Source organism: Pseudovibrio sp. POLY-S9, assembly GCF_001431305.1.
GTDB lineage: Bacteria > Pseudomonadota > Alphaproteobacteria > Rhizobiales > Stappiaceae > Pseudovibrio.
Genome location: NZ_LCWX01000245.1, coordinates 1 through 9,914 on the forward strand (window position 1 = coordinate 1; position 9,914 = coordinate 9,914).

Genomic DNA, 9,914 nt, shown 5'->3' on the forward strand with positions numbered 1-9,914 from the left:
CCATGGTGCTCTCCCATCCTCGCAGCAATATGCTGCGATCTTAACAGGAGCTGACCTCTCGTGAAGGACGAGCCCGATTACGCATGCTTGTGGCCCAAATAAGACGCTCCCACCGGAAATCAGAGTCAGCACCCCAAAAATCCCAGCGAAGAGTGCGAAGGACCTCCCCCAAAACGTTGAGCCGTATGATCGGGGTTCTGTTGAAGTCATTTTTTGGGAACCTCTGTGAGAGCGGCTTTTGCGTCAAATAAAGGATATAGGATTGGTTATAGAAATATAACTCCACAATGTGCCTCTTTCCTATTGCACAGAGCTTCTGATAGCTCTTCTCACTGCAATTAAATTGTGCGACTCAAAACGTCGTCGCCCGACTTAATGTGCGTCGACGTTAAATAGAGAACCAAATTAGAAACACCGGAATCGCGACGAGCAGAAATACCCCTGCAACTCCGGTCCATGTGGGTACTATTAGGTAGGATTTGTGGGGCAGAGCAGGGTTGTAGAATACAGTAACACAGTCGCCTTCATGCTTTTGAATACCACCCTTCTGCCACTCAGCCATTCTGGTTCCAGTGGCCCTAATAATGAACGGACTTAACCGCTTGCCGGTATAGGATATGTCGTTGACAGAATATTCATACCTCACGCGTGCCGTGTGCATTCTCTCATCAGAGCTTCCAATGCTTGAAACCCCATCTTCCGTGAGTTTTCCAATCGTATGAGGCCAGCGGCGTATGCGAAAACATGCGGTGATGCTAACGATCCCCATGAGCAAAGCATAGGCAATACACGCAGACAGAACCGCGTAATGTTCCCCATTAAGTAAATCAGTCCAGAATTCTTGCATGCATTAAATTACCGCAAATGAGATTGGGAGAAATAGCGCAGAACACGCTCACGGTTTTGGGAGTTATACTTTGTCGCTTGTGGTTGCACTTGAAACCAGCCCTTGTTCCTAGCTGGATGTATCGACCTTGAGTATCGAGCCTTGCTATTCCTAACTTAGAACATGCCGAGCAACTATGATCAGCCGCCCTCCAAGCTATGACGCGATTAGTTTCAGCGTCAAGCGCGCAACAGCCGTCATTCATACTCGTTGCAGCATCTATTGCTTTGGGCTCTTTGCAACCTACTCGGGCGGATGCATCAATCTGTGCTCGAGCGATCCAATAAGGTTCTCAGAATATCTTTTATGCAAACAGCATCAACCCTTGGAGGATCTGCTCGAATTCCCACAGTTGGCCCACCACCACAGTAATGGCTTGGATGCTGACCTGGATTTCTGCGCTGCAGCCAGGGGTCGGCTTAGTCTCTATTGCCGAGACCACTGATACTCAGGCGAGCGCTTAGCTTGTCAGCTACGCTTACTAATGAAAGCCCAATTGGCATCAGAACGTGCGTGCAATTTATGCATTTCACAACCAGACTAAAATCCACGTCTCGCCACAGAGCGTTAGGGGAACTTGACGTATTTTGCTAGTCATCTCTTCTCATCAAGCGTCTCCCGACTGCCTTGAATGTTGACGTGGTGTTGACGCGAACGCAAAAAGCCCTGAACCAGAGGTTCAGGGCTTTTGTTATGCTGTTGATCTTACGATCATAATTTGGTTGCGGGGGTAAGATTTGAACTTACGACCTTCAGGTTATGAGCCTCTAATATAGCAAATTCTACTATAAATTACTTTTCAATAACTTAGCTCACAAGCGACTGATACCGCTTAGCAACTCTCATAAAACTTTAACGAACTATACAACATCAAACGGCACCATGTACAGCTCAAAATGCGTACGGCGGTTGACGTGGTGTTGACGTGAAACTTTGCCGGGCCTCTGCCATACCCGTAGGAAAGGCCTTCGTCTACTCTTTAGCCTGCATTGTTGCGCTCTCAATAATGCACTTGCAACCTACAATGCAGGAAGAAGCTGCCAGACCTCCCCAAACCCTTTGCACATTTCGCTGCTCCTATTAAGCGCTACACCGCATAAGTATTTATTATGCGATTTATAGTATATTGACCCATTATTCGTTATTTCGTATAGTGAGCTCATGTTGACGCTTATCCGCACCCCTAAACTGCTCGGAACCTATATCCGTGAACGCCGCAAAGAGCTTGGTCTCAGCCAATCCGACCTTGCTGAGAAATGCGGGACGCGTCAAGCTTCGATCTCGCTTCTCGAAACAGGCAACCCAGGCATAAAGCTAGAGAACCTTCTTCTCGTTCTTTCCGTGCTGCAATTGGACCTAGCAATCCAAAACCGCAAGCAAAGCAGTCATAGCGAAATTGAGGATTTGTTCTGATGGGACGAAGACCAGCCCATGTTGCTCTCCAAATTTTTCTAAATAACCGCCATATCGGGCAGCTGACGAAGGAACGCTCAGGAACAATTTCATTTGCTTATGCTGCTGAGTGGCTCAAGCTAGATCGGGCGATCCCTGTTTCCCTATCATTGCCGCTACGACAAGATCGCTATGTTGGCGAACCAGTATCCGCTGTCTTTGAGAATCTCCTGCCAGATTCCGCAGATCTTAAGCAGCTGGTCGCCGAGCAAGTGGGCGCGCGGGGCACAGATGCTTTCAGCCTTCTCTCCAAAATCGGACGGGACTGTGTTGGGGCCCTACAGTTTTTACCAGTTGGTACAGAGCTGCCTGAAAATAGCTTTGAGATTACAGGCGAAGCTCTCAGCGTTCCTGAGATGGAAGCAACGCTGCTTAACCTCAAGCGCGCGCCTTTAGGGATAGACAACGGGCAAGACTTCCGCATCTCTATCGCAGGAGCACAAGAAAAGACCGCGCTTCTCTTTCACGACAGTACCTGGAAGAGACCACATAGAACAACGCCGACGACACATATCTTCAAAACACAGATTGGGCACCTGCCCGGTGGTTTAGACTTAACCAACAGCGTGGAGAATGAATGGTATTGCCTGCAGCTGCTGCAGGCATTTGGTCTGGACGTCGCTCAGGTGGAAATGATGTGTTTTGGCGAGACTAAAGCCCTTGTGATTGAGCGCTTTGACCGACTCTGGGCAAAAGATGGACGCCTGCTACGCTTGCCGCAAGAAGACTTCTGCCAGATACGATCCGTGCCCCCAACACTGAAATACCAAAATGAAGGTGGCCCTGCCCTACACGACATACTTGAGGTCCTGAAGGGAAGCGATAAACCAGAGCAGGACATCACTACAGTTCTAAAGGCCCAGATCATATTTTGGCTGATTGGTGCAACTGACGGGCACGCAAAAAACTTCAGTGTTTTCTTAAGCCCACAAGGCCGCTACCGCCTCACTCCAATTTATGACGTCTTAAGTGCGCAGCCAGCTTTGGATCAGGGCGTACTCAACCGCAGACAGATGAAGCTTGCCATGTCAGTCGGTAACGCCAACCACTACAGGTTTGATCAGATAGCTGCACGACACTTTCTCCAAACAGCAGAACGAGCAGGTGTACCGACAAACCTTGCCACAAAGGCAATTGATGAGATCAAGGCATCGGCGGACAAAGCGATCTCCCAAGTTGAGAGCATTCTGCCTCAGGACTTCCCAGTGGCCCTGCACCACAGCATCACGGCTGCAATAACAACCCGCTTGCGGATGCTTTGAGTATAACTTTTATACATCGCAAGTTGAGGACCAGTTTTGCAGCAAACGTAGAATGCTTCCCAGAACAATGTGCGGACAAAGCGGTCATTCGTTGTGGCTGTGCAGATGGCTGATTTCGGTATTAGCTTCAATACCGAACGTGCCTATTACGTCACGGTCAGTGGCACTCTGTTCAATCGCCGTCATGCTGGAAAACTTGAAGGAAGGTGGCTTGACAAGTCTGCCCAAGTAGGTGGCGATCAGACCAAGAGCCGGATCAACTCCGCCGCCAAGGCCAGAAGGCTCGCTCAGTTCGTGCGACAAATCCCCGAACACCGGCACAGCTTGCCCGAGAGGCTTGATCCATACGTAAAACATCTGCCATGTAGACCGGAGGACTTTCTGCATGGGGAATGTCGGTTAAAAGTCAGTTAATATAACTTCGCCTGTCTTAACTAAGGGTCCAACTATCTGTAACCACTTCTTTAGACCATGCAGTACAAAAAAATTAATTGGGGATTCGATTCATGGCCAAATTTTCAGGTCCAGAAGAAATATATAGAGAATTGGTTGATGACTCAGATGAGAGTTGGATATTGGGGTTGGTTGCTTTTGCTGTGATTGAAGAACAGCGGGTAGAGTGGATGAGGCATCAAGAATCTAATAATGCTGGTTTGCCGGGACCAGAAGAAATTAGAGAATGGTATGAACAGCAATCTGAAAGTGTTTTATTGAGAGCCAAAGGTACCGCAGAGAATGTGCTTAATGTATATTCTAATGAAGTAGTTGAATCCTATTTGGTGGATCATCAGCGAAGTATCGAAGAAGGAATAGTGGTTGGTGAGATTCGTGACTTAAAGGCGTTTTGGCCTCAGTTTGGCGTTAATTTGGCAGGAGGTTTTATAAGTGCGCTATTATTTGCAGCCCTTCTCACTGTTGTGGCTTTCTTTGTTTTAAACGATGCATCACCAGTTGAAATTGGACGTGAAATAAGACAACAGATAGAGGAACAATAAAATGGCTAGAAGTGAAGTTACAAGCAAGCGCGCTGCATCAGCAGCTTCAAAAGTTTTGAGGAGCAAAACTTCAAGTAAGAGTGCAAAGTCTGCAGCGGGTTCAGCACTTTCTCAAACCAAAAAGCCTAGTCGAGTTACTTCTGCAAAAGCCGCAACGGCAGCATCCAAAACATTACGTAGTAGAAAATCCAGCAAAACTTCTAAAACATCAGCTGGTTCAGCACTTACCCAAAAACCAACTAGAGCGAAAAATTGAAAATAGCCGGTCAAACAGCTTATTTACTTTTTGGAAAACGTGTCATTTTACTATCCGTCTAAGCCTGTCTGATTCCACTACAGCTGCAATTTGATGCGTGGTGAGTAAATACTTGTCCGAGCCATCAATTATTGGCGCCAGTATATTAATTTCATCATCAAGTATTGAGCCGAACTGTTTGCGTCTAAGTATGCGCAATGCGCGCTTAGACAAACCAAGGGCGTAGAGAAGTAGGTTCTCTGACGGGGCCGTGAAAGCAGTTCCATTCGCTAGTTTTCTTGTGTTCGAGCCCCACGCCTCCTGATCTCGTGCGGAACCAATTAGCCACCTGTCTGTTAGCTGTCATTCACGCAAGAAGCAGCATCGGATAGTTTGGGCTCTTTTTTTTATCAAAACATCATCTCCCAGTAACTGATACAGAGAACCTCCAACCTACTTTCGCTCCTATTTTGTATTCAACGCCTCCCAACGCCCATCAACGCCTATACGCCCAGAGGCTGCTGCTTTTAGGCTTCTCCACGAGTACACGTGCCACACCACGAGACTTTGATCTTGCAAGAGCTGGCACACTACGCATTACTTGGATGTTATGTGAGGGGGAGTGTATTGTGCCTAGTCGTCAACGCCTTACAGAAAAGGTAGCGCGCGCTGCAAAGCCCACCGTGCGCCAGTATCAAGTGTTTGACACTGAGGTCTTGGGTTTTGCGCTGGTGATCTATAAATCTGGTTCCAAGGCGTTCAATCTTTCCTACCGTGTCAATGGCCGCCAACGTCGTTATACCATTGGCATGTGGCCCGCATGGAGCGTAGTAGCCGCACGAGAACGCGCCAAAACCATCCGCCGCGAGATTGAGATGGAGTGCGACCCGCTGGGCAACCGCGAAGCAGAACGTGTTGTGCCCCGTATAAGCGATTTGGTTGAGCGCTATATCGACGAGCATCTGCCCAAGCTTGCCGCCCGGAACCGCTCTGACCAGATATCCATGCTAACCAAGTTGGTTTTGCCACAGTGGCGCAATCGGTTGGTGCGCGAGATCTCTCCAGCAGACGTCAATAAGCTCTTGCGTGAGATGGCTGCTGGACGCCATCGTCCTGCCAAGAAACTACTGCGCAGATCTGCCCCTTGCCCGACACCAATACGCGCCAATCGGCTTGGTGAGATCCTGCGCAAGATGTTTAATCTGTCGGTTCAATGGAAGATGCGCTCTGATAACCCCGCTCAAGGGTTTCACAAACGCCCTGAAAATGCCCGTGAGCGGTTTCTGTCCTTTGACGAGATCAACCGTCTCTCAGAAGCGCTGGAGAACAGCGAAGACAAGCGCGGAGCAGATGTAATCCGCCTGTGCTTGCTAACTGGCGCCCGCCTTGGAGAAGTGCGCCATGCTCGCTTTGAACACTTCAATCTTGAACTGCTCACGTGGTTTAAGCCTGCCACAACAACCAAACAAAAGCGCACCCATCGCCTGCCTATTTCCGCAGAAGTGGCTGGCCTAGTGAGACGGCGGTTAGAACTTGTGCCTGAGGACTGCCCCTGGCTGTTTCCTGGTGATGGCACTGGCAGACCCATTCATGAAATGCGTCGGTATTGGCAGAGCATCTTAAAGGAAGCAGGAATCTCCGATGTGCGCATTCATGACCTGCGCCATACGTTTGCGTCTCTTCTTGTGTCAGGCGGTGCCTCGCTCGAAGTCATCGGCAGGCTCTTAGGTCATACTCAGATGAGCACTACACAACGCTATGCCCATCTAATGGAATCTCCACTGCGTGATAGCGTCAATGCGGTGGCGGAGTATGTGAAACAAAAACCATCCCAACAGGCGCAGCAGGTTGCTGCATCGCCTGCCCCCAACACGCCTGCACCTCCCTCTAATCCTCCCGCTCCTTCTTTAGTGCCTCCCAAATGGGGCGAATACGGCGGCGGATGGTACTCATATCAGGCGCCTCTCCGGTTGGAGACGCCTCAATAAACCAGGCTTGCACTTCGTTCGCCAGTTCTTGCATGGTAGCTGGCACGCCCTCAGCAAAGATATGCACGCAGAGCGGTGCCCACATTCCCTCCCAATCATATTTCGGCTCACGCCCACCTTTGCCAGCGCGCTGGGCAAGGCCATACTTCTCTTCAAAGCGATAAAGATCGATGGCCGGGATCCAGAGCTCATCTGGCTGGACCCTCAAGCCTTGTTCTGGCTTGGTCACATAAAGCAGCTCAGCACAGTCTTGGTGAAACGGAATAACACGCTGGACCAAACAACAACGGGAGCGCTTTCCTGTCGTGCTCAGCATCCTGAGCAAATCTGCTCCAAACAGCTCCACCATGCCAAAAATCCGCCGATCACCACAGGCGATATGCGGCGTACTGGTGACAATGCGAAAGCGGCCAACTTCTGCCCAACCTGCAATGGTGCCTAATTGAGCTCCCCAGCGCGCGCCAGCTTCAATTAAGGTGAAATACTCTTTTGATGGCAGCGTCATTGGTTTCCCTCCCCTCACGCAACCCGAACATCATGAAGAAGAAAAGTTGAGGCGCGAGACAAATCGCCTGCGTCTAATATCTGCTGCTTGAGAGCTGCCTTGTGGCAGCCAGCTTCTATTGGGCCTCATCAAAGAACACGCCGCCGCATGTATTTCGCATTCAGCCTGCCGTTTAGGTCAGGTTATTACCAGCAAAACTTAAGACCTTTCCCGGCTAACAACAGGCCAATCTCTCAATTGTGTTGTCCCAACAAAGTTGATTTGACCAACGCGTCAACCTTTTGAAATACTGAAAGGTTTTGTGGCGACCGAAACTCTAAAATTACCCATTGATATCTATAGGATATTCCAAACCCTCATGATCTAGGCGAGATGATTTTTGCGCTTCATTGCACATGTTGAGCTGCATTATTCAGGAGCCTGCCTTGCCTCTATAGGCGGTGCCCAGGCATTTGAACGCCCATCAACGCCTACGTGCCTATTGACCTTCCATGCTTAGCTTTTTCGCAAACCGTTTGGGCCCGAGCGGTCCCACTTTGGAGGAGCACATGGAAGAGAGCATCCCTACCCCGGAACCTGAACAAACAGAGCCTAAGGCCGTCCTTGATGGATGGATGACACGGGCGGAGCTTGCCAAAGAGCTTGGCGTTTGTGTCGACACGCTGAGCCGCTGGCAGACCATGCGCATTGGCCCGCCTTGTGTTCGCACCGGACGGCGAGTGTTTTATCGCCGGAAATCTGTACTCGACTGGCTCAGGCAAAAGGAAATCCGCGAAAACCGGATCTCAAACCTATGAGCGTTCAAGCTATCACCTGGGCCTATGGGCGGAGCGACATCACCGATCCGATCGAGAAGTTTGTGCTCATCACCATCGCCAACTTTGCAGATGAGTACGGCCTGTGCTGGCCATCGCAAGCCACGTTGCAGGAGGCGTGCTGCTGCTGCGAGCGCAAACTCCGCAACTGCCTAACCCATCTGGAAGCGCTGGGCCTCATCACACGCTATCAGCGTCGTCGTGCCAATGGCTCTCGCAGGTCCGATATTTTTGTCCTCACCGGCTTTGCCGAACGCAGGCCTATCCCCGATCAAAATGACCATCCTGCCCTAGAAAACTTGCCGGAGATCAAACTAGGAACAACCAACCGGCATGGCGTGCCGGAAGGCCCCTCCAGCAACCGGCACGTGGTGCCGCGCCAACCGGCATGTGGTGCCGCTACCAACCGGCACGTGGTGCCCCCCTTGAACCGTCATTTAGAACCATCAAAAGAACCTTTTCCCCCTATCCCCCAAACCGCCGCCTGTGAGCAACTTCGGGCAAAACCTCAGACGCAAGCAGGCCTTCAATCCAAGGAGAAATCCCATGAGCAATCTGTTCGATCCCATGAACCCTCCAAACGTAAAAAATCCATTTCCCATGTTTGGCAGAGAGCCTGGAATGAGGCTCTTGCAGCAACTGATGGCATCTCGGCCAGAGCGACGGCAAGCGCAGCGGACAGCTCAGGAGATTGAGGAACTGGAGCAGCTCCTGATCACACTCACACAGGCCAATACGCCTGGAGGATCAAAGCCAGTGAGCCTGGCTGTAGGTCAGCTTCTCAACCACTATCCCCAAAAGCGGCTCTCACCAGAGGCCATCACACAGCTGATTGAGGATTGGATTCAGGATCTGGGCGGCTATCCAACCGATGTGATCTTTGCCACCTGTCAGGCTTGGCGCCGAAGTTGCAAGACGATCGCTCCCACACCCGGCCAACTGATCACCCTGGCTGAACCCATCATGGCAGCGCGCAACTTCCATATCCGCGTGCTGCACAGCGTTTTGAAAGCGCAAGTGACGCCTCAGTCCAACAGCTAGGAGATACTTGCTTGACCCTGAACACCACCCAGATCGTCGACCGATTGGAGCTTGCCGCCAGCACCTTGCGGCGCTTGCCCAACCCGCCAAGGTCAACACCACGGCGCGACGGCAACACCTGGCCGCAGGTCATCCATGATGTTCATGAAGCCTATGGTTACAACAAGACCCAGATCCGGGCGGTGCCCAGCGCCAAAGACATTCAGCTCATGGAGGAAGCCATTGATTGGCTACGATACATACCTCAGCCTGATGATAGAAAAATACTCTGGATGCGGGCAGAAGGTTTCCGCTGGCGACCCATCTGCATTCAGGTCGGGCTCACCCGTTCTACCGCTCACCGGCGTGCTGTGGCGGCTGTTTTGACGATACAACGCACGCTTTGTCGCCAACGCAGATAGACCAACCCGTCCTACCACCAGTACTCAGGACCGGCTAATGCCATGGGTTTGTGGAGGAATTCGGTTTCCTTGCATTGACACCTTGCGTCATTCATCGCATGGTCATCTTGAGGCATCACAACCTCTTAGCTTAGCGGTCACCGTAGCCGTAAACCGCGGTCATTTGTGTTTGGAGTTAGCTCTCCTTACGCAAGCTCTCGCTTATGGGCGGGAGGGCGGTGAATACAATACCCCTTCGCGGGGGAATAAACCCGCCTGTCTAAGCCAGGTTGTGAACCTCCCGCTCACCAGTGGGTTATCACAAGCCTTCTGCTGAGTGGTTCATTTAACTACC

General features: G+C 50.9%; 11 protein-coding genes. 9 read left to right on the top strand and 2 right to left on the bottom strand.

The window, feature by feature from the left end; all coding sequences use genetic code 11:
- Positions 1-2,047: 2,047 nt before the first annotated feature.
- Together PPL9_RS28155 and PPL9_RS28160 are read left to right on the top strand one after the other, a co-directional pair.
- Positions 2,048-2,299, top strand: a complete 252-nt coding sequence (locus PPL9_RS28155; protein WP_057465834.1) for a helix-turn-helix domain-containing protein — start codon at positions 2,048-2,050, stop codon at positions 2,297-2,299.
- Entirely contained in the window at positions 2,299-3,600 is a 1,302-nt protein-coding gene (locus tag PPL9_RS28160; protein ID WP_057465835.1) for a type II toxin-antitoxin system HipA family toxin, read from the top strand. The genes PPL9_RS28155 and PPL9_RS28160 overlap by 1 nt, the downstream gene beginning before the upstream one ends.
- Positions 3,601-3,684: 84 nt before the next feature.
- On the opposite strand, the gene PPL9_RS28165 is transcribed toward PPL9_RS28160, so the two are convergent.
- The gene (locus tag PPL9_RS28165) at positions 3,685-3,987 is read right to left on the bottom strand and encodes a hypothetical protein (protein WP_152986854.1); all 303 of its coding nucleotides are present in this window, start codon (positions 3,985-3,987) and stop codon (positions 3,685-3,687) included.
- A gap of 119 nt (positions 3,988-4,106) precedes the next feature.
- On the opposite strand from PPL9_RS28165, the gene PPL9_RS28170 reads away from it, so the two are divergent.
- From PPL9_RS28170 to PPL9_RS28175, 3 genes are all read left to right on the top strand, one after another.
- Positions 4,107-4,595, top strand: a complete 489-nt coding sequence (locus PPL9_RS28170) for a hypothetical protein (protein WP_057465837.1) — start codon at positions 4,107-4,109, stop codon at positions 4,593-4,595.
- Between the two features lies 1 nt (position 4,596).
- Positions 4,597-4,851, top strand: a complete 255-nt coding sequence (locus PPL9_RS31705; RefSeq protein ID WP_082597150.1) for a hypothetical protein — start codon at positions 4,597-4,599, stop codon at positions 4,849-4,851.
- Positions 4,852-5,459: 608 nt separating this feature from the next.
- The gene (locus tag PPL9_RS28175; RefSeq protein WP_082597151.1) at positions 5,460-6,818 is read left to right on the top strand and encodes a site-specific integrase; all 1,359 of its coding nucleotides are present in this window, start codon (positions 5,460-5,462) and stop codon (positions 6,816-6,818) included.
- Here PPL9_RS28175 and PPL9_RS32180 read toward each other — a convergent pair.
- Entirely contained in the window at positions 6,718-7,323 is a 606-nt protein-coding gene (locus PPL9_RS32180) for a hypothetical protein (protein ID WP_063317731.1), read from the bottom strand. The two genes, PPL9_RS28175 and PPL9_RS32180, sit on opposite strands and share 101 nt — an antisense overlap.
- Before the next feature lie 548 nt (positions 7,324-7,871).
- On the opposite strand from PPL9_RS32180, the gene PPL9_RS28185 reads away from it, so the two are divergent.
- Genes PPL9_RS28185 through PPL9_RS28200 form a run of 4 tightly spaced genes read left to right on the top strand, consistent with a single transcriptional unit; the run spans position 7,872 to position 9,580 of the window.
- Positions 7,872-8,120, top strand: coding sequence for a helix-turn-helix domain-containing protein (locus PPL9_RS28185; RefSeq protein WP_057465839.1), 249 nt, complete (start codon positions 7,872-7,874; stop codon positions 8,118-8,120).
- The gene (locus tag PPL9_RS28190; protein WP_057465840.1) at positions 8,117-8,833 is read left to right on the top strand and encodes a helix-turn-helix domain-containing protein; all 717 of its coding nucleotides are present in this window, start codon (positions 8,117-8,119) and stop codon (positions 8,831-8,833) included. The genes PPL9_RS28185 and PPL9_RS28190 overlap by 4 nt, the downstream gene beginning before the upstream one ends.
- Positions 8,781-9,179, top strand: a complete 399-nt coding sequence (locus PPL9_RS28195; RefSeq protein ID WP_057465841.1) for a hypothetical protein — start codon at positions 8,781-8,783, stop codon at positions 9,177-9,179. Before PPL9_RS28190 ends, PPL9_RS28195 begins: the two co-directional genes overlap by 53 nt.
- Before the next feature lie 11 nt (positions 9,180-9,190).
- On the top strand, positions 9,191-9,580 hold the full coding sequence (locus PPL9_RS28200) for a DUF6362 family protein (protein WP_057465842.1): 390 nt from the start codon (positions 9,191-9,193) through the stop codon (positions 9,578-9,580).
- Positions 9,581-9,914 lie beyond the last annotated feature (334 nt).